23 protein-coding genes are annotated in these 26,912 nt (G+C 69.0%); 7 read left to right on the top strand and 16 right to left on the bottom strand.

What is annotated here, in order from left to right; all coding sequences use genetic code 11:
- The 3 genes from sufB to ACO1X9_RS16150 form a co-directional block, all read right to left on the bottom strand.
- Nucleotides 1-1,212 (bottom strand): Fe-S cluster assembly protein SufB (gene sufB, locus ACO1X9_RS16160; protein WP_486351880.1); only part of this gene is annotated, 1,212 nt, incomplete at its 3' end.
- 150 nt (nt 1,213-1,362) lie between these two features.
- A complete protein-coding gene (locus tag ACO1X9_RS16155; RefSeq protein ID WP_486351879.1) occupies nt 1,363-2,343 on the bottom strand; it encodes a COX15/CtaA family protein in 981 nt (326 codons plus the stop codon).
- A gap of 13 nt (nt 2,344-2,356) precedes the next feature.
- Nucleotides 2,357-3,298, bottom strand: a complete 942-nt coding sequence (locus tag ACO1X9_RS16150) for a heme o synthase (protein ID WP_486351878.1) — start codon at nt 3,296-3,298, stop codon at nt 2,357-2,359.
- A 148-nt stretch (nt 3,299-3,446) separates the two neighbouring features.
- Between ACO1X9_RS16150 and tkt the strand changes: the two genes are divergently transcribed.
- From tkt to pgl, 6 genes are read left to right on the top strand one after another with little or no spacing between them, the layout of a single operon-like run.
- On the top strand, nt 3,447-5,525 hold the full coding sequence (gene tkt / locus ACO1X9_RS16145; RefSeq protein ID WP_486351877.1) for a transketolase: 2,079 nt from the start codon (nt 3,447-3,449) through the stop codon (nt 5,523-5,525).
- 14 nt (nt 5,526-5,539) lie between these two features.
- Nucleotides 5,540-6,661, top strand: coding sequence for a transaldolase (tal, locus tag ACO1X9_RS16140; RefSeq protein ID WP_486351876.1), 1,122 nt, complete (start codon nt 5,540-5,542; stop codon nt 6,659-6,661).
- On the top strand, nt 6,658-8,259 hold the full coding sequence (locus tag ACO1X9_RS16135) for a glucose-6-phosphate isomerase (RefSeq protein WP_486351875.1): 1,602 nt from the start codon (nt 6,658-6,660) through the stop codon (nt 8,257-8,259). Before tal ends, ACO1X9_RS16135 begins: the two co-directional genes overlap by 4 nt.
- A complete protein-coding gene (zwf, locus tag ACO1X9_RS16130; protein ID WP_486351874.1) occupies nt 8,256-9,797 on the top strand; it encodes a glucose-6-phosphate dehydrogenase in 1,542 nt (513 codons plus the stop codon). The genes ACO1X9_RS16135 and zwf overlap by 4 nt, the downstream gene beginning before the upstream one ends.
- Nucleotides 9,794-10,708, top strand: a complete 915-nt coding sequence (locus tag ACO1X9_RS16125) for a glucose-6-phosphate dehydrogenase assembly protein OpcA (protein WP_486351873.1) — start codon at nt 9,794-9,796, stop codon at nt 10,706-10,708. The genes zwf and ACO1X9_RS16125 overlap by 4 nt, the downstream gene beginning before the upstream one ends.
- On the top strand, nt 10,705-11,475 hold the full coding sequence (gene pgl / locus ACO1X9_RS16120; protein WP_486351872.1) for a 6-phosphogluconolactonase: 771 nt from the start codon (nt 10,705-10,707) through the stop codon (nt 11,473-11,475). The genes ACO1X9_RS16125 and pgl overlap by 4 nt, the downstream gene beginning before the upstream one ends.
- Before the next feature lie 18 nt (nt 11,476-11,493).
- Here pgl and ACO1X9_RS16115 read toward each other — a convergent pair whose 3' ends face one another.
- The 12 genes from ACO1X9_RS16115 to coaE form a co-directional block, all read right to left on the bottom strand.
- Nucleotides 11,494-11,856, bottom strand: coding sequence for an RNA polymerase-binding protein RbpA (locus ACO1X9_RS16115; RefSeq protein ID WP_486351871.1), 363 nt, complete (start codon nt 11,854-11,856; stop codon nt 11,494-11,496).
- A gap of 8 nt (nt 11,857-11,864) precedes the next feature.
- On the bottom strand, nt 11,865-12,110 hold the full coding sequence (secG, locus tag ACO1X9_RS16110) for a preprotein translocase subunit SecG (RefSeq protein WP_486351870.1): 246 nt from the start codon (nt 12,108-12,110) through the stop codon (nt 11,865-11,867).
- A gap of 32 nt (nt 12,111-12,142) precedes the next feature.
- Nucleotides 12,143-12,958 (bottom strand): triose-phosphate isomerase, encoded by an 816-nt coding sequence (gene tpiA / locus ACO1X9_RS16105; protein WP_486351869.1) that lies wholly within the window; start codon nt 12,956-12,958, stop codon nt 12,143-12,145.
- Nucleotides 12,946-14,142, bottom strand: a complete 1,197-nt coding sequence (locus tag ACO1X9_RS16100) for a phosphoglycerate kinase (RefSeq protein ID WP_486351868.1) — start codon at nt 14,140-14,142, stop codon at nt 12,946-12,948. Before ACO1X9_RS16100 ends, tpiA begins: the two co-directional genes overlap by 13 nt.
- Before the next feature lie 4 nt (nt 14,143-14,146).
- Complete coding sequence (gene gap, locus ACO1X9_RS16095; protein WP_486351867.1) at nt 14,147-15,154, bottom strand: type I glyceraldehyde-3-phosphate dehydrogenase; 1,008 nt, start codon at nt 15,152-15,154, stop codon at nt 14,147-14,149.
- 90 nt (nt 15,155-15,244) lie between these two features.
- Entirely contained in the window at nt 15,245-15,871 is a 627-nt protein-coding gene (locus tag ACO1X9_RS16090) for a superoxide dismutase (protein ID WP_486351866.1), read from the bottom strand.
- Between the two features lie 71 nt (nt 15,872-15,942).
- Nucleotides 15,943-16,914: a DNA-binding protein WhiA gene (gene whiA, locus ACO1X9_RS16085; RefSeq protein ID WP_486351865.1), complete on the bottom strand. Its 972-nt coding sequence runs from the start codon at nt 16,912-16,914 to the stop codon at nt 15,943-15,945.
- A gap of 46 nt (nt 16,915-16,960) precedes the next feature.
- Entirely contained in the window at nt 16,961-17,863 is a 903-nt protein-coding gene (gene rapZ, locus ACO1X9_RS16080) for an RNase adapter RapZ (protein WP_486351864.1), read from the bottom strand.
- A 2-nt stretch (nt 17,864-17,865) separates the two neighbouring features.
- A complete protein-coding gene (gene uvrC, locus ACO1X9_RS16075) occupies nt 17,866-19,755 on the bottom strand; it encodes an excinuclease ABC subunit UvrC (RefSeq protein ID WP_486351863.1) in 1,890 nt (629 codons plus the stop codon).
- Nucleotides 19,756-19,761: 6 nt separating this feature from the next.
- Nucleotides 19,762-22,647 (bottom strand): excinuclease ABC subunit UvrA, encoded by a 2,886-nt coding sequence (uvrA, locus tag ACO1X9_RS16070; RefSeq protein ID WP_486351862.1) that lies wholly within the window; start codon nt 22,645-22,647, stop codon nt 19,762-19,764.
- A gap of 68 nt (nt 22,648-22,715) precedes the next feature.
- On the bottom strand, nt 22,716-24,794 hold the full coding sequence (gene uvrB / locus ACO1X9_RS16065; RefSeq protein WP_486351861.1) for an excinuclease ABC subunit UvrB: 2,079 nt from the start codon (nt 24,792-24,794) through the stop codon (nt 22,716-22,718).
- A 9-nt stretch (nt 24,795-24,803) separates the two neighbouring features.
- A complete protein-coding gene (coaE, locus tag ACO1X9_RS16060; RefSeq protein WP_486351860.1) occupies nt 24,804-25,418 on the bottom strand; it encodes a dephospho-CoA kinase in 615 nt (204 codons plus the stop codon).
- Nucleotides 25,419-25,436: 18 nt separating this feature from the next.
- Here coaE and ACO1X9_RS16055 point away from each other — a divergent pair, with 18 nt between their 5' ends.
- Entirely contained in the window at nt 25,437-26,090 is a 654-nt protein-coding gene (locus ACO1X9_RS16055) for a DUF4126 domain-containing protein (RefSeq protein WP_486351859.1), read from the top strand.
- Nucleotides 26,091-26,099: 9 nt separating this feature from the next.
- Here ACO1X9_RS16055 and ACO1X9_RS16050 read toward each other — a convergent pair.
- Nucleotides 26,100-26,912, bottom strand: an 813-nt coding sequence (locus ACO1X9_RS16050) for a S1 RNA-binding domain-containing protein (protein ID WP_486351858.1), incomplete at its 5' end; no start/stop codon positions are given.

Here is a 26,912-nt window from a genome sequence, read left to right as displayed (position 1 = left end):
GTCGACTCGGATGTCGATCGCGGGGTAGGTGTCGGAGCGCGAGATGGTGTCGACGAGCAAGGCGTCGCATCGCACCGTGTTGGCCGAGTGGTGGGCGTTGGCCTCCACACGCACCTCGCCGCGGTATCCGGAGCGCCCGCCGCCGCGCGCGATCGACTTCGAGACGATCGAGCTCGTCGTGTACGGAGCCATGTGGATCATCTTCGCGCCGGCGTCCTGGTGCTGGCCGGGGCCCGCGAAGGCCACCGAGAGGGTCTCACCCTTGGCGTGCTCGCCCACGAGGAAGATCGACGGGTACTTCATGGTCACCTTGGAGCCGATGTTGCCGTCGACCCACTCCATGGTGGCGCCCTCTTCGGCGCGGGCTCGCTTCGTGACGAGGTTGTACACGTTGTTCGACCAGTTCTGGATCGTCGTGTAGCGCACGCGGGCGTTCTTCTTCACGACGATCTCGACGACGGCCGAGTGCAGCGAGTCCGACTTGTAGATCGGCGCCGTGCAGCCCTCGATGTAGTGCACGTAGGAGCCCTCGTCGGCGATGATCAGCGTGCGCTCGAACTGGCCCATGTTCTCGGTGTTGATGCGGAAGTAGGCCTGCAACGGGATCTCGACGTGCACGCCCTTCGGCACGTAGACGAACGACCCGCCCGACCACACCGCGGTGTTGAGCGCGGCGAACTTGTTGTCGCCCGACGGGATGACCGTGCCGAAGTACTCCTGGAAGATCTCCGGGTGCTCGCGGAGCGCGGTGTCGGTGTCGAGGAAGAGCACGCCCTGGTCTTCGAGATCCTTCTGGATCGAGTGGAAGACCACCTCGGACTCGTACTGCGCGGCGACGCCCGAGACGAGGCGCGACCGCTCGGCCTCGGGGATGCCGAGCCGCTCATAGGTGTTGCGGATGTCTTCGGGGAGGTCTTCCCAGGTCTGCGCCTGCTTCTCGGTCGAGCGCACGAAGTACTTGATGTTGTCGAAGTCGATGCCCGACAGGTCGGCGCCCCACGTCGGCATGGGCTTCATGCCGAAGATCTTGTGCGCCTTGAGCCTCGCCTTGAGCATCCATTCGGGCTCGTCCTTGCGGCGGGAGATGTCGGCGACGACCTCCTCGGAGAGTCCGCGCCGGGCGGAGGCGCCTGCGGTGTCGGAGTCGGACCAGCCGAACTCGTAGGTGCCGAGGTCGTTGAGTTCCGGACGGTCGATGAGCACGTCTGACATGGGTGTGAGCCTCTTTTCCTGCCGAAGCGAGCCATTCCGCTCGTGTCGGCCTGCTCGTGTCGGGCAGTTGCAACGCTGGCAGTACAAATTCACTGCAGGGTGGGCAGCGTCGATGCTCCCTAGCCCTGCGAGTCTACAGGGTCGGCCCCGTCAACGGCTGGGCACGGGCTCCGTATCCACGGTCGCGTCCGGCCGTACGAGCTGGTGGTCGCGGACGGCCCAGAGCCGCGGATCGGTGTCGAGCAGCACCCGCAGCGCTCCGATCCAGACGAGTGCGGCGAGCGTGACGTGCAGCGCGACGAGCACCTCGGGGATGCCGAGCAGCGACTGCGTCGTGCCGAGCGCGAGCTGCGCGAACAGTACGAGCAGGAAGACGCCGACTCGGCGAAGCGCGAGAGCCCCGCCGGCTTCGGCCCGCAGTCGGAAGGCGAGCACGACGGCGAGGGCGAGGACGGCGACGGCGCTGACGCCGTGGACGACCACGACGACGTTCCAGTCGAATCCCATGCGCGGTACCGCGATCGTGTCCCCGGCGTGCGGTCCTGAGCCCGTCACGAGGGTGCCCGTGACGACGACGGCCCCCGTCGCGACGACGAGAGCCCAGGCGACCGCTCGGGACCCGGCCGACGGCCGCGGCCCCGCTCCCCCGGTCCACCGCGCCCGGTGCCAGGTGAACGTCGCGCACGCGAGCAGGCCCATCGCCAGCACGAAGTGCAGCGCGACGACCCACGGGTTGAGGTGCACCCACACGGTGATGCCGCCGGCGATCGCGTTGGCGAGCACGAGCCAGAACATCGACCAGGCGAGGCGCGTCAGCATCCTGTCCCGCGGGCGCTGAAGTCGTGCGGCGACGATCGCCCACCCCACCGCCAGCACGAGCAGGCCGGTGACGAGCCGGTTGGTCTGCTCGATGAGGAGGTGGATCGAGTCGGGCACGAGCTGGATGACGTTGGTGCCGTCGCAGGTGGGCCAGGTCGGACAGCCCATGCCGGAACCCGTGACGCGCACGACGACCCCGCCGAGCACGATGAGCACGCTCGTGACGAGCGCCGCGGTCGTGCCCCAGCGCAGGGCGCGAGGACCGAGCTCCCAGCGGGACGCGGCCCAGCCGAGCGGGGTCTGGAGTCTCACGATCGCTGCCGGCTCAGAACGGGATCGGCAGGTGCAGGAGCGGGTCGATCCCGACTGCGACGAAGACGAGGGTGAGGTAGGTGATCGAGGCGTGGAACACCCGCATGGGCTTGAGCTCTTCGCCGCGGATCGCGCCCGCGTAGAGGCGGTGCGACTCGACGACGAACCACGCGCCGGAGAGCGTGGCGACGACCGCGTAGAGCAACCCCATCGGAGCGACCGGCACGAGCAGGAGGGAGCAGACGACCGTCGCCCAGGCGTAGAGCACGACCTGCAGGCCCACTGCCGAGCGGCCGCGCACGACCGCGAGCATCGGAACCTCGGCCGCGGCGTAGTCGTCGCGGTACCGCATCGAAAGGGGCCAGTAGTGGGCGGGTGTCCAGAGGAAGACCACTCCGAAGAGGATGAGCGGGGCCCAGTCGAGCGATCCCGTGACCGCGGCCCAGCCGATGAGCACCGGCATGCAGCCCGCCGCACCGCCCCAGCCGATGTTCTGCGGCGTGCGGCGCTTCAGCACGAGCGTGTAGAGGACGACGTAGATGAGGATCGCGACGACCGAGAGCGCGGCGGCGAGCCAGTTGACGAGCAGGCCGAACACGAGCGTCGAGCCGACCGCGGTCGCCCAGGCGAAGATGAGCGCCTCACGCGGCGTGATGTCGCCCGTGACGAGGGGGCGCTTCTGCGTGCGCTGCATCTTCTTGTCGAGGTCGCGCTCGAGGTAGCTGTTGAACGCGTGCGCGGAGCCCGCGGAGAAGTAGCCGCCGACGAGCGTCACGAGCACGAGCCAGAGATCCGGGATGCCGCGGGCCGCCAGGATCATGACCGGTGCGGTCGTGACGAGGAGCAACTCCACCACACGCGGCTTGGTCAGGGCGATGTAGCCCTTCACCTTGCGGAGGGGTCCGACGCGCGACCCTCGCGGGGTTTCGACGGTCGTGTCGACGGCTCCCTGCATGGCTCCTCGTTCTCGGGTGACTCCGGCTCAGTCTATCCAGGGTGCGACGGAGCCTCCGTCCGTCCGGAGCGCCCCGAGCCGCCTCGCTATGCTGGATGATGGCCCAGCCACCAGGGTCGACTCCCCCTCCTCGAAAGGGTCGTTTTCCGTGCCAGAACTCTCCTGGGAAGCCGTCGACGACCACGCCGTCGACACCGCACGAATCCTCGCGGCGGACGCCGTCGAGAAGGTCGGCAACGGGCACCCCGGCACCGCCATGAGCCTCGCCCCCGCCGCATACCTGCTGTTCCAGAAGGTCATGCGGCGCAACCCGGCCGATCACGAGTGGATCGGTCGTGACCGCTTCATCCTCTCGGCGGGCCACTCCTCGCTCACCCAGTACGTGCAGCTCTACCTCGGCGGTGAAGGCCTCGAGCTCGACGATCTGAAGTCGCTGCGCACGTGGGGCTCGAAGACGCCGGGTCACCCGGAGTACGGCCACACCGACGGCGTCGAGATCACCACAGGGCCGCTCGGCCAGGGACTCGCGTCGGCGGTCGGCTTCGCCTACGCCGCCCGCTACGAGCGCGGCCTGTTCGATCCCGAGGCCGCGGCGGGGACGAGCCCGTTCGACCACCACGTCTTCGTGATCGCCTCCGACGGCGACCTCGAAGAGGGCATCACCGCCGAAGCCTCGTCGCTCGCCGGCCACCAGCAACTCGGCAACCTCGTCGTCATCTACGACGCCAACCAGATCTCGATCGAGGACGACACCGACATCGCCTTCACCGAGGACGTGGCCCGCCGCTACGACGCCTACCACTGGCACGTGCAGACGGTCGACTGGAAGAAGACGGGCGAGTACGTCGAAGACGTCGCCGAGCTCCACCGGGCGATCGAGGCGGCCAAGGCCGACACCGATCGCCCCTCGCTCATCATCCTCAAGACGATCATCGGCTGGCCGAGCCCGAAGAAGCAGAACACCGGCAAGATCCACGGCTCCGCGCTCGGCGCGGAGGAGCTCGCCGCCGTGAAGGAGGTGCTCGGCTTCGACCCGGAGCAGACCTTCGAGGTCGCCCCCGAGGTGATCGAGCACACCCGCAAGCTGCGCGATCGAGGTGCCGCGGCGCAGGCGGAGTGGCAGGCGCGCTTCGACGCCTGGGCCGCCGCCAACCCGGACCGCAAGAAACTGCTCGACCGCATCCTGACCGGCGCGCTGCCCGACGGCGTCCAGGAGTCCCTGCCCGTGTTCGAAGCGGGCAAGGACGTCTCGACGCGCGCCGCGAGCGGCAAGGTGCTCAGCGCGCTCGGCCAGGTCATCCCGGAACTGTGGGGCGGTTCGGCCGACCTCGCCGAGTCGAACAACACGACGATCGAGGGCGCGAAGTCGTTCGTGCCGGTCGAGCACTCGACCCACGAGTGGACCGGAGAGCCCTACGGGCGTGTGCTGCACTTCGGCATCCGCGAGCACGCGATGGCGGCGATTCTCAACGGGATCGTGCTGCACGGCAACACGCGTCCCTTCGGCGGCACGTTCCTCATCTTCAGCGACTACATGCGTCCGGCCGTGCGTCTCGCGGCGCTCATGAAGGCGCCGTCGATCTTCGTCTGGACCCACGACTCGGTCGCCCTCGGCGAGGACGGCCCGACCCATCAGCCGGTCGAGCAACTCACCTCGCTGCGCCTCATCCCGGGGCTCGACGTCGTGCGGCCGGCTGACGCCAACGAGGTCGCCGTCGCGTGGCGCACGATCCTCGAGCGTCGTGAGGGACCGGCGGGCATCGCGCTCAGCCGTCAGAACCTCCCCGTCTTCGACCGCGCGGTCGTCGCGAGCGCGGAGGGAGTCGCGAAGGGCGCGTACGTGCTCGTCGAGAGCTCGAAGCCCACGCCCGACGTCATCCTGCTGGGTTCGGGCTCGGAGGTGCAGTTCGCCGTCGAGGCGGCCGCCGAGCTCGAGGCGAACGGAGTCGCGGCGCGCGTCGTGTCGGTACCGTGCCAGGAGTGGTTCGCCGAGCAGGACGCCGCCTACCGCGAGTCCGTGCTGCCGGCGACCGTCCGCGCACGTGTGTCTGTCGAGGCCGGCCTCGCCCTCACCTGGCGTCCCTACGTGGGCGACGCGGGCCGCAGTGTCTCGATCGAGCACTTCGGCGCCTCCGCCGACTACAAGACCCTCTACCGGGAGTTCGGCATCACCACCGAGGCGGTCGTCGCGGCCGCCCACGAGTCCATCGCCGCAGCCGCGGCCTGAGGAAGGCATCCTCCATGAGCACCAACACGCAGCAGCTCTCCGACATCGGCGTCAGCATCTGGCTCGACGACCTGTCGCGTGAGCGCATCTCGACCGGCAACCTCCAGCAGCTGATCGCCGACCGCAATGTCGTCGGGATCACGACCAACCCGACGATCTTCGCCGGCGCTCTCGCGAAGGGTCAGGCCTACGACGAGCAGGTCGCGTCGCTCGCCGCGGCGGGCAGCTCCGCCGCCGCCGCCGTCTTCGAGATCACGACCGACGATGTCGCCGCGGCGTCGGAGGTCTTCGCCGACGTCTACGTCGCCTCGGGCGGCAAGGACGGCCGCGTCTCGATCGAGGTGGAGCCGGGCCTCGCCCACGACGCCGCGGGAACGATCGCTCAGGCGAAGCAGCTGTGGGCCAAGGTCGACAAGCCGAACGCGATGATCAAGATCCCCGCCACGATCGCGGGCCTCGAGGCGATCACCGCGGTGACCGCCCTGGGGATCAGCGTCAACGTGACCCTCATCTTCAGCCTCGAGCGCCACCGCGCGGTCATCCACGCCTACCTCGACGGTCTCGAGCAGGCGAAGGCCGCGGGCCACGACGTCTCGAAGATCCACTCGGTCGCCTCCTTCTTCGTGTCACGCGTGGATACCGAGATCGACAAGCGCCTCGACGCGATCGGCACCCCGCAGGCGCTCGCGCTCAAGAGCAAGGCGGGCGTTGCGAACGCTCAGTTGGCCTACAAGCTCTACGAGGAGGAGTTCTCGACCGACCGGGCGAAGGCACTTCTCGCCGCCGGCGCCAACGTGCAGCGCCCGCTCTGGGCGTCGACCGGTGTCAAGGATCCGTCGCTTCCCGACACGCTCTACGTCACCGAGCTCGCCGTCGACGGTGTCGTCAACACGATGCCGGAGAAGACGCTCGAGGCGACGTTCGACCACGCCCCGCTCCACGGCGACGCGGTGACCGGCTCGTATGCCGCCGCGCAGCAGGTGCTCGACGATCTCGCCGCGGTCGGCGTCGACTACGACGACGTGACCGCCCTGCTCGAGTCGGAGGGCGTGGAGAAGTTCATCGTCTCCTGGAACGAGCTCCTCGACACCGTGACCGCGGCGCTCGAGGCGGCGGGCCGCGGGGCGTCGCAGTGACCGTCACGATCGCGGCGACGGGCGCGGCGGCCGAGGCCGTCGAGCGGATCGTGCCGCAACTCGTCTCCGACGGCATCGGCGGCGCGATCACGGCGCAGGACTCCTCTCTGTGGGGTGCCGCGGCCGGGCCCGAGGCCTCGATCCGCCTCGGTTGGACCGAGGCCGTGGCCGTGTCGCGAGGGATCGTCGACGACATCCTCGCGCTGCGTGAGGACCTCGCCGAGAAGGGCGTCGACCGCGTCGTGCTCTGCGGGATGGGCGGCTCGTCGCTCGCGCCCGAGGTGATCACGAAGACCTACGGCGTCGACCTCGTCGTGCTCGACTCGACTCACCCGAAGCAGGTGCAGGGCGCGCTCGACGGTCCGCTCGACCGCACGGTCGTCGTCGTGTCCTCCAAGTCGGGCTCGACGGTGGAGACCGACAGCCACAAGCGCGTCTTCGCCGCGGCGTTCGAGGCCGCGGGCATCGACCCGATCGGGCGCATCGTCATCGTCACCGATCCCGGCTCCCCACTGGACCAGTCGGCCCGCGCCGACGGCTACCGGGTTTTCAACGCCGACCCGAACGTCGGCGGCCGATACTCGGCGCTCACCGCTTTCGGTCTCGTGCCGAGCGGACTCGCGGGTGTCGACATCGCGCAGCTCCTCGACGAGGCGGATGCCGCGTCACTGGCGCTCGCGATCGACGACGAGGACAACCCCGGACTCGTGCTCGGTGCTGTCATGGCGGGCACGCGGCCCCTCAGGGACAAGCTCGGCATCGTCGCCGATGGCACGCACATCGTGGGATTCGCCGACTGGGCGGAGCAGCTCATCGCCGAGTCGACGGGCAAGGACGGCAAGGGCGTGCTGCCCGTCGTCCTCGAGCTCGACGCCCCGGAGCTCGACCTCGCCCTCCCCGACGTGCAGATCGTGCGGCTCGTCAAGGACGCCCGCGCGACGCACGAGGTGACCCCGGGCGAGGTGGAGATCGCGGGCTCGCTGGGCGCCCAGCTCCTCACCTGGGAGTATGCGACCGCTGTCGCGGGGCGCCTGCTCGGCGTCAACCCGTTTGATCAGCCCGACGTCGAGGCGGCGAAGGTGGCGGCGCGCGCGCTCATCGACGACCTCACCCCGCCCGCTCCCCCGGCCTTCACCGACGGCACGATCGGCGTCCGCGCCGCGGGTCTCGCGCTGCCGGGTGACGAGACGGTGGATGCCGCTCTCGCCACGCTGCTCGCCGAAGTGCCGGCCGACGGCTACCTCTCGGTGCAGGTCTACCTCGACCGCATCGCGCACCCCGAACTCGAGGAACTGCGCGCCCTGCTCGCCGCCCGCACCGGGCGTCCGGTGACCTTCGGCTGGGGTCCGCGCTTCCTGCACTCGACCGGCCAGTACCACAAGGGCGGCCCCGCGAGAGGCGTGTTCCTGCAGCTCACCGGAGCGGGCAAGGCCGACCTCGAGATCCCCGGTCGTCCGTTCACGTTCGGCCAGCTCATCAAGGCGCAGGCCGCGGGCGACGCGAGCGTGCTCGCCGACCACGGGCGTCCGGTGCTGACGCTCATCCTCGGCGACGTGCGCGGTGACGCCGAGAGGCTGCGAGGGCTCGCGTCACGATGACCGTCCCGATCTCGGCAGGCTCGAACCCGCTGCGCGTCGCCTCCGACCGACGGCTGAATCGCATCGCGGGCCCGAGCACGCTCGTGATCTTTGGCGTGACGGGCGATCTGTCGCGCAAGAAGCTCATGCCTGCCGTCTACGACCTCGCCAACCGCGGACTTCTGCCGCCGGGTTTCGGGCTGGTCGGCTTCGCCCGCCGTGAGTGGACCGATCAGGACTTCGAGCAGGTCGTGCTCGAAGCCGTCAAGCAGTACGCCCGCACCCCCTTCGACGAAGCGGTCTGGGCACAGTTGAGGCAGGGCATCCGCTTCGTCGTCGGCGAGTTCGATCAGGACGAGGCGTTCGACCGGCTCACCGACACCCTCACCGAGCTCGACCGCGAGCGGGGAACGATGGGCAACCACGCGTTCTACCTGTCGATCCCTCCGAAGTCGTTCCCGCTCGTGACCGAGCAGCTGCGCCGCTCCGGCCTCGCCGAGCAGAAGCCCGGCACCTGGCGTCGCGTCGTGATCGAGAAGCCGTTCGGATCGGACCTGCAGACGGCGCGCGAGCTCAACGACGTCGTCGAGAGCGTCTTCCCGCCCGACAGCGTCTTCCGCATCGACCACTACCTCGGCAAGGAGACGGTCCAGAACATCCTGGCCCTGCGCTTCGCCAACCAGCTCTACGAACCCATCTGGAACGAACGCTACGTCGACCACGTGCAGATCACGATGGCCGAGGACATCGGCGTCGGCGGCCGGGCCGGATATTACGACGGGATCGGCGCCGCGCGCGACGTCATCCAGAACCACCTCCTCCAGCTCTTCGCGCTGACCGCGATGGAGGAGCCGGTGTCGTTCGACGCCGCCGACCTGCGGACCGAGAAGGAGAAGGTGCTCTCGGCCGTCCACCTCCCGGCCGACCTCTCCACGGTCGCCGCGCGGGGACAGTACGCGGGCGGTTGGCAGGGGGGCGAGAAGGTGCTCGGCTTCCTCGAGGAGGACGGGATGAGCCCGACCTCCACCACCGAGACCTACGCCGCGTTGCGACTCGACGTGAACACCCGCCGCTGGTCGGGCGTGCCGTTCTATCTGCGCGCCGGCAAGCGCCTCGGCCGGCGTGTGACCGAGATCGCCGTCGTCTTCAAGCGCGCGCCGCAGTATCTGTTCGCCGAGTCTCAGACGTCGGCGCTCGGGCAGAACGCGCTCGTCATCCGCGTGCAGCCCGACGAGGGCGTCACCATCCGCTTCGGCTCCAAGGTGCCGGGTGCGGGGATGCAGGTGCGCGACGTGACGATGGACTTCGGCTACGGGCACGCGTTCACCGAGGCGAGCCCCGAAGCATACGAGCGGCTGATCCTCGACGTCCTGCTCGGCGATCCGCCGCTGTTCCCGCGCCACGAGGAGGTCGAGCTCTCCTGGAAGATACTCGATCCGGTCGAGGAGTTCTGGGAGAGCCAGGGCGGCCCGCTCGAGCAGTACCGTCCCGGCACGTGGGGCCCGGCCTCGGCCGATGCCCTGCTCGCCCGCGACGGCCGCGTCTGGAGAAGACCATGATCGTCGACCTGCCCGACACGACGACGTCGGCCATCTCGAAGGCGCTCGTGAAGGTGCGCGAGGAAGGCGGCGCGGTCGCTCTCGGGCGCGTGCTGACTCTCGTCATCGCGAGCGCCGGCGCGACCGACGAGGAGGCCATCGAGGCCGCCAACGAGGCGTCGCGCGAGCACCCGATGCGCGTGATCGTGCTCAGCGCCGTCGAGGGTGAGGCGCGACTCGACGCCGAGATCCGCGTGGGCGGGGACGCCGGCGCGAGCGAGGTCGTCGTCCTGCGCGCGAGCGGGGAGTCGGCGAGCGACCCCGAGAGCCTCGTGACGGCGCTGCTGCTGCCGGACGCCCCCGTCGTCGTGTGGTGGCCGGGCGAAGCGCCGTCCGACCCGCACGCGTCGCCGCTCGGACGGATCGCGCAGCGGAGGATCACCGACGCCGCGTCCTCCGACGACCCGGTCGCGGCGCTCGCCCGACTCGGCAGCCACTACACCCCGGGCGACACCGACTTCGCCTGGACCCGGCTCACCCTCTGGCGTGCTCAGCTCGCCGCGACGCTCGACCAGCCGCCGTTCGAACCGGTCACGGCCGCGCGCGTGACGGGATCGTCCGATTCGCCTTCGACGGAACTCCTCGCCGCCTGGCTGCGACTGCAGTTGCGCGTCGAGGTCGAACTCACCGTCAAGAGCCCCGGCGACGGCCCCAACGGCATCCACCACGTCGAGCTCGTGCGCGAGTCGGGCGTCATCCGCCTGTCACGCGACGCGGGCGGAGTCGCCGTGCTCACCCAGCCCGGGCAGCCGCTCCACGAGATCGCACTCCCCCGCCGCAGCCTGCGCGACTGCCTGGCCGAGGAGCTGCGCCGCCTCGACCCCGACGAGCTGTTCGGCGAGGTCGTGCGCACGGAAGGAACCGCCTCATGACGAACGAACGACGGGTGCTCGTGCATCCGGATGCCGGCAGCCTCGCGGCGAGCGTGGCAGCGAGGTTCCTCACCAAGGTCATCGACCTGCTCGACGAGCGCGAGTCCGTCGACGTCTGCCTGACCGGCGGCACGTCGGGGATCGCCGTGCTCGCGGCGGTCGCAGCCAACCCGGCGCGCGACGGCATCGACTGGTCGCGCGTGCGCTTCTGGTGGGGTGACGAGCGCTACCTGCCGCGCGGCCACGCCGACCGCAACGAGACGCAGGCGCACGCGGCTCTCCTCGACGCTCTCGCGCTGCCGGCGGAGAATCTTCACCCGTTCCCAGCCCCCGGTGAGCAGCCGTCGATCGAGGCCGCGGCCGAGGCCTACGCGGCAGAACTCGCTGACACGGTGTTCGACATCATCTTCTTGGGTGTGGGGCCGGACGGACACGTCGCCTCGCTTTTCCCCGACCACGCGAACGTGCGCGAGACGGCCAAGACCGTCGTCGCCGAGACGGACTCCCCCAAGCCGCCGTCGGAGCGTCTGTCGCTCACGCTCCCCGTGATCAACCGCTCGGAGCGCGTGTGGCTCGTGCTCGCCGGTGCCGACAAGGCGGGCGCTCTCGGTCTCGCGCTCGCGGGGGCGAACGTCGCGTCGGTTCCGGTCGCCGGCGTGCAGGGGCGGCGGCGTACCGTCTTCTTCGTCGATCAGGACGCCGCAGCGGAAGTACCCGAAGGTCTCATCGACCGCGAACGGTACTGGACCGCGAGAGACGAAGGCTAGCGGCCCGGGCTTGCTGCTCTAGACCGCGGCTCCACCGCGGCGGCTGCGGAGCTGCTCGAGCGCCTCGTCGAGGAGCTGAGCCGCCTCGTCGTCGGAGCGTCGCTCCTTCACATACGCGAGGTGCGTCTTGTACGGCTCGGTCTTCGCGAGCTGCGGCGGGTTGTCCTTGTCCCGCCCGGCGGGCAGACCCGTCGTCGGGCTGTCGATGATCTCGGGGATCTCCTCGTCGGGGAGGTTCGCCGCGAAGTGGCGCACGGTCTCGTTGCCGAGGGCGTCCCAGTACGAGATCGTCACGCGCTCGGCGTGGTACCCACGGTCCTGCTCGCCCATCGGGCCGGACCCGACACGCGAGCCGCGGATGGCGCTTCCACCGGATGCCATTGCTGCTCCTAGTTCGCGAACTTGACGATGAGACCGAGCACGACGATGCTCGCCACCCACACCAGGGCGAGGACCACCGTGATGCGGTTGAGGTTGCGCTCTGCGACGCCCGACGCACCGAGGTTGGAGGTCGTGCCGCCGCCGAACATGTCGGAGAGGCCGCCGCCGCGCCCGCGGTGGAGCAGGATGAGGAGTGTCAGCAGGAGGCTCGTGATGCCGAGCAGCACCTGCACGATGGTCTCGAGAATTTCCATAACCGGGCTATCCTACGGTCTTCCCGCGTTGCTCAGGTGCCGACGTGCTTCTGGAAGCGCACGATGCTCGCGAACTCGTCGATCTGCAGCGCGGCACCGCCGACGAGGGCCCCGTCGACGTCGGGTTCGCGCATGAACCCCGCGATGTTGGCCGACTTGACGCTGCCGCCGTACAGGATGCGGGTGGCCGCAGCGACGTCGTCGCCGAGCGACTCGGCGAGGACGGCACGGAGCGCGGCGCAGACCTGCTGCGCCTGCTCGCTCGTCGCGGCCTGACCGGAGCCGATCGCCCAGACCGGCTCGTACGCGACGACGATCTCTTTGCCCTTCGCGACGCCCTCGAGGGCGGTGCGCAGTTGAGCGACGGGTACGGCGGCGGCGCCGTGCACCTCGAGATCCTCCGCCGTCTCACCGACGCAGATGATCGGGATGATGTCGTGCCGGTGCGCGGCGGCGGTCTTGGCCGCGATGACCTCGTCGGTCTCGCCGTGGTACTGCCGACGTTCGGAGTGGCCGATCACGACGTACGTCGTGTCGAGCGCCTTGAGGAAGGCGCCGGAGATCTCCCCCGTGTAGGCGCCCGAGTCGTGCGCCGAGATGTCCTGGCCGCCATAGGCGATGGGCAGATCGTCGGCGCCGACGAGGGTCTGCACGCTGCGCAGGTCGGTGAACGGCGGGAAGACGGCGACCTCGACGCTGCCGAAGTCGTGCTGCGCATCCTTGAGCGTCCAGGCCAACTTCTGCACGAAGGCGATCGCCTGGAGGTGGTCGAGGTTCATCTTCCAGTTGCCGGCGATGAGCGGGGTGCGCCCGCCCGCCGTACCTGCTGAACCGCTCACTGCTGCCATCCGAGGACCTCCAGTCCGGGAAGAGTCTTGCCCTCGAGGAACTCGAGGCTCGCGCCGCCGCCCGTCGAGATGTGGCCGAAGTCGTCGTCGGCGAAGCCGAGCGCCCGTACCGCGGCGGCCGAGTCGCCGCCCCCGACGACACCGAGGCCGTCGACCTCGGTGAGCGCCTGCGCGACGGCCCGCGTGCCCTCGGCGAAGGCCGGGAACTCGAAGACCCCCATCGGGCCGTTCCAGAACACCGTCTTCGACGCACGGATGTGCGCGGCGAACGCCGCGGCGGTCTCCGGGCCGATGTCGAGGCCGATACCGTCCGCGCCGTACTCGGTCTGCTCGAGGGCATCAGCCGTCGCGACGACGTGCGACGCCTCCGCCGAGAACCCCGACGCCATGACGATGTCGGTGGGCAGTACGAGCTCGACGCCGCGCTCCTGCGCCTCGGTGAGGTAACGCCTGACGGTGTCGAGCTCGGACTCTTCGAGGAGGCTCTTGCCGACCGCGTGACCCTGTGCCGCGAGGAAGGTGAAGAGCATCCCGCCGCCGATCAGCAGACGGTCGACCTTCGGCAGGAGGGCGTCGATGACGCCGAGTTTGTCCGACACCTTGGATCCGCCCAACACGACCGTGTAGGGCCTCTCCGGTCGTGCGGTGAGCCGATCGAGCACGTCGAGTTCGGCCGCGATGAGCAGACCCGCCGCCGACGGCAGAGCCTGCGCGAGCTCGTAGACGCTCGCCTGCTTACGATGCACGACCCCGAAACCGTCGGAGACGATCACATCGCCGAGCGCCGCGAGCTCGGCCGCGTACGATGCGCGCTCTCCGGCATCCTTCGACGCCTCACGCGGGTCGAACCGGAGATTCTCGAGCAGCGTCACGCCGGGCGCGATGCTCTCCCGGACCGGAAGCTCCTCGGCGAACGCGACCGGCTCGCCGAGGAGTTCGGCGAGCCGCGTCGCGACCGGCGCGAGCGAGTATTTCGGATCGGGCGAGCCCTCGGGGCGTCCGAGATGGGACATGGCGACCACAGACGCCCCGGCCGCACGCAGCGCGCGGATCGTCGGGACGGATGCGCGCACGCGCCCGTCATCGGTGATGTGCCCGCCGTCGAGCGGCACGTTGAGGTCGCAGCGGAGCAGGACCGTCTTACCCGCGAGGTCCCCGAGGGACTCGATCGTACGCAGCGTCAAGAGCTCAGAGGCTCTTCGCGACGTACTCGGTGAGGTCGACGAGGCGGTTGGAGTAGCCCCACTCGTTGTCGTACCACGCCGAGAGCTTGACCTGGTCGCCGAGCACGCGCAGCAGGCCCGCGTCGAAGATCGAGGAGTGCGGATCGGACACGATGTCGCTCGAGACGATCTCGTCTTCGGTGTACTTGAGGATGCCCTTGAGCGGACCCTCGGCGGCCGCCTTGTACGCGGCCTTGATCGCGTCGACCGTGACGGGCTTCGACGCAGTGACCGTGAGGTCGGTGATCGAGCCGGTGGGGATCGGCACGCGCAGCGCGAAGCCGTCGAGCTTGCCGACGAGCTCGGGCATGACGAGGCCGATCGCCTTGGCGGCACCGGTCGACGTGGGAACGATGTTCACCGCGGCGGCGCGCGCGCGACGGAGGTCGCTGTGGGGGCCGTCCTGGAGGTTCTGGTCGGCCGTGTAGGCGTGCACGGTCGTCATGAGCCCGCGCTCGATGCCGAACTCGTCGTTGAAGACCTTGGCGAGCGGTGCGAGGCAGTTGGTCGTGCAGGACGCGTTGGAGATGATGTGGTGCTTCTCCGGGTCGTACGTGTGCTCGTTGACGCCCATCACGAACGTCGCGTCCTCGTCGGTCGCCGGAGCGGAGATGATGACCTTCTTCGCGCCGCCACCGTCGATGTGCTTGCGGGCATCCGCGGCCTTGGTGAAGCGACCGGTCGATTCGATGACGATCTCGACGCCGTAGTCGGACCACTTCAGGGCGGCGGGATCGCGCTCCTCGAACACGCGGATCGGCTTGCCGTTGACGATGATCTGCTCGCCGTCGTAGTCGACCGTGGCGTCGAGACGGCCCGTGATCGAGTCGTACTTCAGGAGGTGGGCGAGCGTCTTGTTGTCGGTCAGGTCGTTGACCGCGACGATCTCGAGGTCACTCCCCTTCGCGAGCGCTGCGCGGAAGACGTTCCGCCCGATCCGACCGAAGCCGTTGATACCGATTTTGACCGACACGAGAGGTCTCCTCGAAGAGTGTGGTGAACAGTGGTGGCGTTGGCGGTCGAAGGGCGACCGCAATCGCTTGCAGTCGCCCTTGAAACGCCTCTACGACAGTAGCAGCAGCCCCGCGGCGCCCTTGCGCGCCGCCTCGAAGCGCGCGCCGGCGTCGGCCCAGTTCGCGATGTTCCAGAACGCCTTGACGTAGTCGGCCTTGACGTTGACGTAGTCGAGGTAGAAGGCGTGCTCCCACATGTCGAGCTGGAGGATCGGGGTGACCCCGAGCGGCGTGTTGTTCTGCTGGTCGTACAGCTGGTGGATGAGCAGACGCGAGCCCACCGGGTCCCACGCGAGCACGGCCCAGCCGGAACCCTGCAGGCTGTTCGCCGCTGCGCTGAAGTGACCGACGAACTTGTCGAAGGACCCGAAGAACTCGTCGACGGCGGCCGCCAGTTCGCCCTCGGGCTTTCCCGCGCCGTCGGGCGTGAGGTTCTTCCAGAAGATCGAGTGGTTGATGTGGCCGCCGAGGTGGAACGCGAGATCCTTCTCGAGCTTGGGCACGTTGCCGTAGTCGCCCGAGTCGCGCGCCTCGGCGAGCTTCTCGAGCGCGGTGTTCGCGCCGGCGACGTACGCCGCATGGTGCTTCGAGTGGTGCAGCTCCATGATGCGGGCGCTGATGTGCGGCTCGAGCGCCGCGTAGTCGTACGGGAGATCCGGAAGCGTGTAGTCAGCCATGCCCTCAGCCTACGCTCGGGCGGCGTTCAGCCGCCGGGGTGTTGAGGCAACCCGAAGGTGCACGGCCGGGCTCAGTCGAGCTGCGGGACGCCCGACTCGGTGTCGGGGATGCCGAGGTCGGAGGCCTTCTTGTCGGCCATCGCGAGCAGGCGCCGGATGCGTCCGGCCACGGCATCCTTCGTCATCGGCGGGTCGGCGTGGTGGCCGAGCTCATCGAGGCTCGCATCGCGGTGATCGAGCCGCAACTGCCCCGCGTAGCGGAGGTGCTCGGGCACATCGTCGGCGAGGATCTCGAGGGCGCGCTCCACCCGCGCGCAGGCCGCGACGGCCGCCTGCACCGAGCGGCGGAGATTCGCGTCATCGAAGTTCACGAGGCGGTTCGCCGTGGCGCGCACCTCGCGGCGCTGCCGCATCTCCTCCCACGCCGCGACGCTCGCCGTCGCGCCCATGAGGTCGAGCATCGCGCTGATCGCCTCGCCGTCGCGGATGACGACGCGGAACGACCCGCGCACCTCGCGTGCCTTCGCCGGGATCTTGAGTCGGCCGGCGGCGCCGACGAGAGCCATCGCCGCCTCGTTGCCGGGACAGACGACCTCGAGCGCCGCCGAACGACCGGGATCGGTGAGCGTTCCGGTGGCGAGGAACGCCCCGCGCCAGATCGCGGCGAGGTCGTCGCGCGATCCCGTGGTCAGGCGGTTGGGAAGCCCCCGCACGGGACGGTTGCGGGCATCCAGAAGACCGGTCTGCCGGGCGAGCGTCTCCGCGCCGTCGATGACGCGCACCAGGTAGGTGCTCGTGCGTCGGAGGTTGCTGCCGGAGATCACCGACACTTCGCTGCGCACGCCGTACAGCTCGGCGAGGTCTTTGCGCACGCGCCGGGCGATCTGGGGTGACTCGAGCTCGGCCTCGACCGCGATGCGGCTCGAGATCGTGTGCAGCCCGCTCGAGAACCGCAGCAGAGCCGCGAGTTCCGCCGCTCGCACCGACGTCTTGCCGACCTCGACTCCGGCCAGTTCGTCCTTGACATCGGCGGTCAGTGCCACGCAGTCGTCCTTCGCATATCCAGAGGGCTCAGTCGCCCGGGGCCGGTCATTCCCGGCCGAGGTCGCGGTGCTTGACGCTGACCGCGATCCCCGGGAGTGCGCTCAGCCGGCGGCCGAGCTCCTCGGCGATCGCCACGGAGCGGTGCTTGCCGCCGGTACATCCCAGAGCGATCGTAGCGTGCCGCTTGTTCTCACGACCGTACCCTTCGAGAACCGGCTGGAGCGCCTTCACGTAGCCGTCGACGAAATCGGAGGCACCCGGGAGGCCCAGCACGTAGTCGCTCACCTCCACGTCGCGACCGGTGAGCGGTTTGAGCTCGGGGATCCAGAACGGGTTCGGCAGGAACCGGCAGTCGGCGACGTGGTCGGCATCCGACGGAAGACCGTACTTGTAGCCGAAGCTCATCACCGTCACCCGGATGTCGGGTTCACCGGGCGCCGAGAACTGGTCCTGGATGAGGGTGGCGAGCTGGTGGATGTTGAGCTCGCTCGTGTCGATGACGATGTCGCTCTGCTCGCGCAGCTCCGCGAGGCGCGCACGTTCGGCGCTGATGCCATCGAGGAGAGTTCCGTCGCCTTGGAGTGGATGCGGTCGTCGCACCGACTCGAAGCGGCGCACGAGGGCGGCGTCGGTCGCGTCGAGGAAGAGCACGCGGGCGTCGTCGGTTCCGCGCAACGACTCGAGTTCCTGCTGCACGTCGGCGAAGAGCCGACCGCCGCGGATGTCGACGACCGCGGCGACACGGGGAATGGTCTCGCCCGTGTGCCGGGACAGGTCGACGAGCGGACGCAGCATCTGCGGCGGGAGGTTGTCGACGACGTACCAGCCGAGGTCTTCGAGGGCGTTGCCGACCGTCGACCGACCCGCCCCGGACATCCCGGTCACCAGGAGGAACTCGCGGCGGGGCGCGGCGCTCGACGCCTGCGCCGGATCGCCGATGTCTGCCACGCTCACTGCCCTTCGGTCGCTCCGTTCAGCCTAGCCACGATCGCGGCGGCGAGTGACGGTCCCACCCCGCGCACCTCCGCGATGTCGTCGGCGCTCGCGGAACGCAGCCGGGTGACCGAGCCGAAGTGTGCGAGCAGCACCTTGACGCGCGCTGGACCGAGGCCCGGCACCTCGGAGAGCACCGACGAGATGTCGCCCTTGCGCTTCTGGCGTTGGAAGGTGATCGCGAAGCGGTGCGCCTCGTCGCGGATGCGCTGGATGAGGAAGAGCGCCTCGCTGTTGCGCGGCAGGATGACGGGGAACGACTCCCCGGGCAGCCACACCTCTTCGAGCCGCTTCGCGATGCCGGCGACCGGGATGTCGTCGATCCCGAGTTCCCGCAGCACCGCCGCCGCCGCGTTCACCTGAGGCTCCCCGCCGTCGACCAGGATGAGTCCGGGACGATACGCGAAGCGCTTGCGGGTGGTCAGCTCGTCGGCCTGCTCGGCTTCATCCTCGGAGAGTCGCGCGAGCCTCCGGCGCAGCACCTGCGAGATGCTCTCGAGGTCGTCGGCGTACTCCTTGATCGCGAACTTGCGGTACGAGTTCTTGAGCGGCAGTCCGTCTTCGAAGACCACCATCGAGGCGACGATGTTGGTGCCGCCGAGGTGCGACACGTCGTAGCACTCGATGCGCAGCGGTGCCTCGTCGAGGCCCAGCGCCTCCTGGATGTCGGTGAGCGCCTGAGTGCGCGCGACGTAGTCGCCGGTGCGCCGCATCTTGTACAGGCCGAGGGCCTGCTTCGCGTTGATCGTCGCCGTCTGCAGGATCGCTGCCTTCTCCCCGCGCTGCGCGGCCCGCAGCGCCACGGAGCCCTTCGCGCGCCGGTCGGTCAGCCAGGCCTCGAGCGCCTCGGCGTCGTCGGGCAGCTTCGGCACGACGATCTCGCGGGGCGGCTCCTCCGTCTCGTAGGCGGAGGTCAGCACGGCTTCCACGAGCTCGCCGATCGTGACGTCGAGCTCGGTGTCGACGACCCACGAGCGGGTTCCCGTGATGCGGCCGCCGCGCACCGAGAACTGCTGCACGGCGGCGGCGAGCTCGTCGTGCTCGATGCCGAAGACGTCGGTGTCGGCGGAGTCCTCGGCGAGCACGACGGCGCTGCGCTCGAGCACGTTCTCGAGCGCCTGGAGCCGGTCGCGGATCTTCGCCGCGCGCTCGTACTCCTGCCGCGCCGCGGCATCCTTCATCTCCTTCTCGAGCAGTCGCAAGACCGAGCGATCGGGGTGGGCCATGAACGCGATGAAATCGTTCACGATCTCGCGGTGTTCCTCGATCGTGACCCGCTGCGAGCACGGGCCGCCGCAGCGACCGATCTGCCCGGGGAAGCACGAACGGCCGGTCTGCATCGCGCGCTTGTAGGACGAGTCGGAGCAGGTTCGGATCGGGAAGGCCCGGGTCATCAGTTCGATCGTGTCGCGCACCGCCCAGATCTTCGGGTACGGACCGAAGTAGCGGGCGCCCGGGATGCGGCGGTTGCGCGTGACCATGACGCGCGGCGCCTCGTCGGCGAGAGTCACCACCATGTACGGGTAGGTCTTGTCGTCGCGGAACTTCACGTTGAACGGCGGGGTGAACTCCTTGATCCAGGCGTACTCCAGGTCGAGAGCTTCGCGATCGCTCGCCACGACCGTCCACTCGACTCCCGCCGCGGTGAGCACCATCGCGCGTGTGCGCTGGTGCAGGTTGCGCATCGGCTGGAAGTAGTTGCTGAGCCTCTGACGGAGGTTGATCGCTTTGCCGACGTAGAGCACCCGGCCCCGGGCATCCCGGAAGCGATAGACGCCCGGGGAGGTCGGGATCTCGCCGGCTTTCGGGCGCCACTCGACCGCGTCGGCGCGCGTGACGCGTGCCACCACGGGTCAGCCTGCCTTGCGCGCCGGAGCCTCGGGCAGAACCTCGCGCAGGAAGAGGCCGGTGTGACTCTCCTCGACCGTGGCGAGGTGCTCGGGCGTACCCGTCGCGATGACCGTGCCGCCACCCGAGCCGCCTTCGGGGCCGAGGTCGATCACCCAGTCGGCGCTCTTGATGACGTCGAGGTTGTGCTCGATGACGATGACGGTGTTGCCCTTGTCGACGAGACCGTTGAGCACGAGCAGCAGCTTCCTGACGTCTTCGAAGTGCAGGCCGGTCGTCGGCTCGTCGAGCACGTAGACGCTGCGACCGTTCGAGCGCTTCTGCAGCTCGGTGGCGAGCTTCACGCGCTGCGCCTCGCCGCCGGAGAGCGTCGTCGCCGACTGCCCGAGGCGCACGTAGCCGAGGCCGACCTCGACGAGCGTCTTGAGATAGCGGTGGATGGCGCTGATCGGCTCGAAGAAGTCGGCCGCCTCGGCGATCGGCATGTCGAGCACCTCGGCGATGTTCTTGCCCTTGTAGTGCACCTGGAGGGTGTCGCGGTTGTAGCGCGCTCCCCCGCAGGTCTCGCACGCGACGTAGACGTCGGGCAGGAAGGTCATCTCGATCTTGATCGTGCCATCGCCCGAGCAGGTCTCGCAGCGGCCGCCCTTGACGTTGAACGAGAACCGACCGGGCTGGTACCCGCGCGCCTTCGCCTCCATCGTCTCGGAGAAGAGCGTGCGGATGCGGTCGAAGACCCCCGTGTACGTCGCGGGGTTCGAACGCGGGGTGCGACCGATCGGCGCCTGGTCGACGTGCACGACCTTGTCGAGCTGGTCGAGACCGGTGACGCGCCTGTGCTTCCCGGGCACCTGGCGGGCGCCGTTGAGCTCGTTGGCGAGCACCTTGTAGAGGATGTCGTTGACGAGGCTCGACTTGCCCGAGCCGGAGACGCCGGTCACGGCGACGAACGCGCCGAGCGGGAAGCTCACGGTCACGTCCTGGAGGTTGTTGGCGCGCGCACCCTCGACGGTGATCTGCCGGCTCTTGTCGATCTTGCGCCGTTTCGTCGGCATCTCGATCGAGCGTCGGCCGGCGAGGTAGTCGCCCGTCACCGAGCGCTTGTTCGTCAACAGCGAGGCGTAGTCACCCGAGTGCACGACCTCACCGCCGTGCTCGCCCGCGCCGGGGCCGATGTCGACGAGCCAGTCGGCCGTGCGGATGGTGTCTTCGTCGTGCTCGACGACGATGAGCGTGTTGCCGAGGTTCTTGAGCTTCACGAGGGTGTCGATGAGGCGGCGGTTGTCGCGCTGGTGCAGGCCGATGCTCGGCTCGTCGAGCACGTAGAGCACGCCCGTGAGACCCGATCCGATCTGGGTCGCGAGCCGGATGCGCTGTGCCTCGCCGCCGGAGAGGGTCGCGGCGGCACGCGCCATCGTGAGGTAGCCGAGGCCGACCTCGAGCAGGAACTCGAGGCGCAGGCGGATCTCGCGCAGCACCTGCGCGGCGATCTTCGCCTGCCGCTCGGTGAGCGTGAGGCGGTTCATGAAGTCGTACGCGTTCGCGAGGCTCAGCTCGGCGATCTTCGAGATCGACTCGCCGTCGACGAGCACCGCGAGCACCTCGGGCTTGAGCCGCTGCCCGTCGCACACCGGGCACGGGATCTCACGCAGGTACTCGCCGTAGCGCTGCTGCGACCAGTCGCTCTCGGCTTCGGAGTACTTGCGCTCGATGTAGGGCATGACGCCCTCGAAGCCCGTCGAGTACTTGACGGTGCGGCCGTAGCGGTTGCGCCAGGACACCGCGACCTCGAAGTCGTTGCCGTGCAGGATCGCCTGCTGGGCCGCTTCGCTGAGGTTCTGCCACGGGGTGTTCAGGTCGAAGTCGAGGTCTTTGCCGAGTCCCTGTAGCAGGCGGGTGAAGTAGGAGTACATCCCCTTGCCCGCCTGGTTCCACGGCAGCACGACGCCTTCGTTGAGCGTGAGGCTGGGATCGCCGATCACGAGCTCGGGATCGACGGCCATCTTGGTGCCGAGGCCGGAGCACTCGGGACAGGCGCCGAAGGGGGCGTTGAACGAGAACGTGCGCGGTTCGATCTCGGTGAGCTGGATGGGGTGGTTGTTCGGGCACGACAGCTTCTCGCTGTAGGTGCGCGTGCCTGCGGGGCCGTCGACGTCGACGTAGTCGATCGTGACGACTCCCCCGGCGAGCCGCAGGGCCGTCTCGACCGAGTCGGTGAGCCGCGTCAGCAGATCGTCGGCCGCGACGAGGCGGTCGACGACCACCGAGATGTCGTGCTTGTACTGCTTCTTGAGCGTCGGCGGAGCGCTGAGCTGGATGGTGTCGCCGTCGACGACCGCGCGCGAGTAGCCCCCCGTCTGCAGCTCCTTGAAGAGGTCGACGAACTCGCCCTTCTTCTGGCTCACGACGGGGGCCAGCACCTGATAGCGCGTGCCCGCCTCGAGCTCCATGAGCTGGTCGGCGATCTGCTGCACGGTCTGGCGCTGGATCTTCTCGCCGCACGTCGGGCAGTGCGGCTCACCCACGCGCGCCCAGAGCAGACGCATGTAGTCGTAGATCTCGGTGATCGTGCCGACCGTCGAACGCGGGTTGCGGTTGGTCGACTTCTGGTCGATCGACACCGCGGGGCTGAGCCCCTCGATGAAGTCGACGTCGGGCCGGTCGACCTGGCCGAGGAACTGGCGTGCGTACGCGCTCAGCGACTCGACGTAGCGACGCTGCCCCTCGGCGAAGATCGTGTCGAACGCGAGACTCGACTTGCCCGAGCCGGAGAGGCCGGTGAACACGACGAGCGAGTCGCGCGGGATCTCGAGGTCGACGTCCTTGAGGTTGTGAACGCGGGCTCCGCGGACGCTGAGCTTCTGGTTCCCGGGCACGGGCGCAATCGACACTCCGCAAGTGTACGGAGGGGGTGTGACATTGGCTGGCCGGTCCGCTGAGGGTGAACGCGCGACCGCGGCTACCGCACGTGACCGGCGCTCTCCATCTGACGCAATTCCTTCTTGAGGTCGCCGAGCTCGTCGCGCAGGCGCGCCGCGAGCTCGAACTTGAGCTCCCCCGCCGCCTGCAGCATCTGGGAGTTGAGGTCGGCGATGAGGGTCTCGAGCTCGCCGGCCCCTGACGCCCCGATACCCTCACGGCGGAGGTTCGGTGTGGGGCTGCGGCGGCGCGACCCGTCGGGCGTGGACCGCCCGGCGAGCAGCTTCTCGGTGTCGGCACCCTCGCGGGCGAGCACCTCCGTGATGTCGGCGATGCGCTTGCGCAGAGCGGTCGGCTCGATGCCGTGCTCGGTGTTGTACGCGACCTGCTTCTCGCGACGGCGGTCGGTCTCTTCGATCGCCTTGATCATCGAGTCGGTCATGTTGTCGGCGTACATGTGCACCTCGCCGGCGACGTTGCGTGCGGCGCGACCGATCGTCTGGATGAGCGAGGTGCCCGAGCGGAGGAAGCCCTCCTTGTCGGCGTCGAGGATCGCGACGAGCGACACCTCGGGCAGGTCGAGGCCTTCGCGCAGGAGGTTGATGCCGACGAGCACGTCGTAGACGCCCGCCCGGAGCTCGGTGAGCAACTCCACCCGACGCAGGGTGTCGACGTCGGAGTGCAGGTAGCGCACGTTGACGCCGTGCTCTCCGAGGAAGGCCGTCAGCTCCTCTGCCATCTTCTTGGTGAGGGTCGTCACGAGCACGCGTTCGTCGCGCTCGACCCGCAGGCGGATCTGCTCGAGCAGGTCGTCGATCTGGCCCTTGCTCGGCTTGACGACGATCTGCGGGTCGACGAGACCGGTGGGGCGGATGATCTGCTCGACGACGCCGTCGGCCATGCCGAGTTCGTACTTGCCCGGTGTCGCCGAGAGGTAGACCTTCTGGCCGACGCGGTCGAGGAACTCCTCCCACCGCAGCGGCCGGTTGTCGAGCGCGCTCGGCAGGCGGAAGCCGTGCTCGACGAGCGTGCGCTTGCGGCTCGCGTCGCCCTCGTACATCGCGCCGATCTGGGGCACCGTGGCGTGCGACTCGTCGATGACGACGAGGAAGTCGTCGGGGAAGTAGTCGAGCAGCGTGTTCGGTGCCTCGCCCGGCTTGCGACCGTCGATGTGCCGCGAGTAGTTCTCGATGCCGTTGCAGAACCCGATCTGCTCCATCATCTCGATGTCGAACGCGGTGCGCATGCGCAGCCGCTGCGCCTCGAGCAACTTGCCCTGCTTCTCGAAGAGTTCCAGCTGCTCGGCGAGCTCGACCTTGATCGAGGCGATCGCACGGTGCATCGCCTCGGGGCTCGCGGCGTAGTGGGTCGCCGGGAAGACGCTCACGGCATCCAGCTGCCGCAGCACGTCGCCGGTCAACGGATGCAACGAGTAGAGCGCCTCGATCTCGTCGCCGAACATCTCGATCCGGATCGCGTGCTCTTCGTAGACGGGGATGATCTCGATCGTGTCGCCGCGCACGCGGAACTTGCCGCGGCTGAAGTCGACGTCGTTGCGGTCGTACTGCATGTTGAGGAACGAGCGCACGAGCTTGTCGCGCGAGATGTGATCGCCGACCTGGAGCGAGACCATCGCACCCAGGTACTCCTCAGCGGCACCGAGGCCGTAGATGCAGGAGACGGTGGAGACCACGACGACGTCGCGCCGGCTCAGGAGCGAGTTGGTGGTCGAGTGCCGGAGACGCTCGACCTCGGCGTTGATCGACGAGTCCTTCTCGATGAAGGTGTCGGTCTGCGGTACGTACGCCTCGGGCTGGTAGTAGTCGTAGTACGACACGAAGTACTCGACGGCGTTGTTGGGCATGAGCTCGCGGAACTCGTTGGCGAGCTGCGCGCCGAGGGTCTTGTTGTGCGCGGGCACGATCGTCGGGCGCTGCACCTGCTCGATGAGCCAGGCGGTCGTCGCCGACTTGCCGGTTCCGGTGGCGCCCAACAGCACGACATCCGTCTCACCGGCGTTGATGCGCTGTGCGAGTTCCTTGATCGCCTGCGGTTGGTCGCCGCTCGGCGAGTACTCGCTGACCACCTCGAAGGGTCGGACAGCACGAGTGGGTTGCATCCACCCAGGCTAAGCCGCGCCTCCGACACGCGCTCGGAGGTTCTCCCAGAGCGCATCCGTCTGCGCGAGGGTCTCCTCGAGGGAGCCGTCGGCGTCGATCACGACGTCGGCGATCGAGAACCTGTCGGTGTCGGTGGCCTGCGAGTGGATGCGGTGCAGCGCCTCCTCGCGGGCCATGCCGCGCAGCTCGACCATGCGGGCGACGCGCGTCTCGGTGGCGGCGTGCACGACGACGACGAGATCGAACTCGTCGTGCCGACCCGCCTCGACGAGCAACGGGATGTCGTAGACGACGATCGCGTCGGGGTCGGCCTCGCCCGCCGCGGCGAACAGCTCGCGAGACCGTGCGAGTACGGCGGGGTGCGTGATGGCGTTCAGCTTGAGGCGCCCCTCCGGGTCGCTGAACACGAGGGCTCCGAGTGCGGCGCGGTCGAGCGAGCCGTCGGGCGCGATCATCCCCGCTCCGAAGGTCTCGGCGATGGCGGCGAGGGCGGGCTCCCCCGGCTCGACCACCTGGCGGGCGACCTGATCGGCATCGACGATCACCGCGCCGTGTTCGGCGAGACGGCGGGCCACCGTCGACTTGCCGGAGGCGATCCCACCCGTCAGGGCCACGAGGAGCATGGTCGTTATCGTAGGGGCATGCTGGAGTTCCTCACCGGGACCGGGCTCGCCGCCGCGGCCGGCCTCAACGCCTACATCCCGTTGCTCGTGGTGGGACTCTCGAGCCGCTTCCTCGACTGGATCGAGCTGCCGCCGGCGTGGGCGTGGCTGCAGAACGAGTGGGTGCTCGTCGTGCTCGGCGTGCTGCTGGTCATCGAGATCATCGCCGACAAGATCCCGGTGGTGGACACCGTGAACGACTGGCTGCAGACGATCATCCGACCCACCGCGGGCGGCATCCTCTTCGGCACCGGAACCGCCTCGGAGACGGTGGCGGTGACCGACCCGGCGTCGTTCTTCGCGAGCAACCAATGGGTGCCGATCGTCATCGGCGTCGTGCTGTCACTCGTCGTGCACACCGGCAAGACGCTCGCGCGTCCGGCCGCCAATGCCATGACGGCCGGTGCCGCGGCCCCGGCGCTCAGCGCTGCCGAAGACGTCTCGTCCGTCGTGCTGAGCGTGCTCGCGATCCTGTTCCCCGTGCTCGTCGTCGTCGCGCTCATCGGCGTCGTCGTCGGTCTGATCGCGCTGATCCGCCGGGTGCGACGCACGCGGCGGGAGAAGAAGCGCGCAGAGAAGACGAACGGGGTGCCGGACGTTCCCGTCCGACACCCCGTCGATGATGCTGAGTAGGCGTAGCCCTTAGTTGTTGCTCGCGAGCTTCTCGCGCAGCGCCGCCAGCGACTCGTCGTCGGCGAGCGTGTTGCCCGAAGCGGCCTCGCTCGAGAACGAGCTGCCGCCGGTCGACGAGGTCGAACCCGACGCTCCGAGGTCGGCCGCGGCCTCCTCGGCGGCGAGCACGAGCACCTTGTGCTGCTCCCAGCGGGCCTGGGCAGCGGCGTACTCCTGCTCCCAGGTCTCGCGCTGGGCGTCGAAGCCCTCGAGCCACTCGCCCGACTGCGGGTCGAAGCCCTCGGGGAACTTGTAGTTGCCCTGCTCGTCGTACTCGGTGACCATGCCGTACAGCGCCGCGAGACCCGAGTCGAACTCGGTGTTGTGCGGGTCGACGGCCTCGTTGGCCTGCTTGAGCGAGAGCGAGATGCGGCGACGCTCGAGGTCGATGTCGATGACCTTGACGAAGACCTCGTCGCCGACCGACACGACCTGCTCGGCGAGCTCGACGTGCTTGGCCGAGAGCTCCGAGATGTGCACGAGGCCCTCGATGCCCTCCGCCACGCGCACGAACGCACCGAACGGGACGAGCTTCGTGACCTTCCCGGGCGCGATCTGACCGATCGCGTGGGTACGCGCGAAGACCTGCCACGGGTCCTCCTGGGTCGCCTTGAGCGAGAGCGACACGCGCTCGCGGTCCAGGTCGACCTCGAGGATCTCGACGGTGACCTCCTGGCCGACCTCGACGACCTCGGACGCGTGCTCGATGTGCTTCCACGAGAGCTCGGAGACGTGCACGAGGCCGTCCACGCCACCCAGGTCGACGAACGCGCCGAAGTTGAC

The sequence above is a fragment of the Pseudolysinimonas sp. genome, from assembly GCF_057350545.1.
The sequence above is the reverse complement of the archived record's forward strand: the minus strand, read 5'-3'. Positions and strand labels throughout refer to the sequence as shown.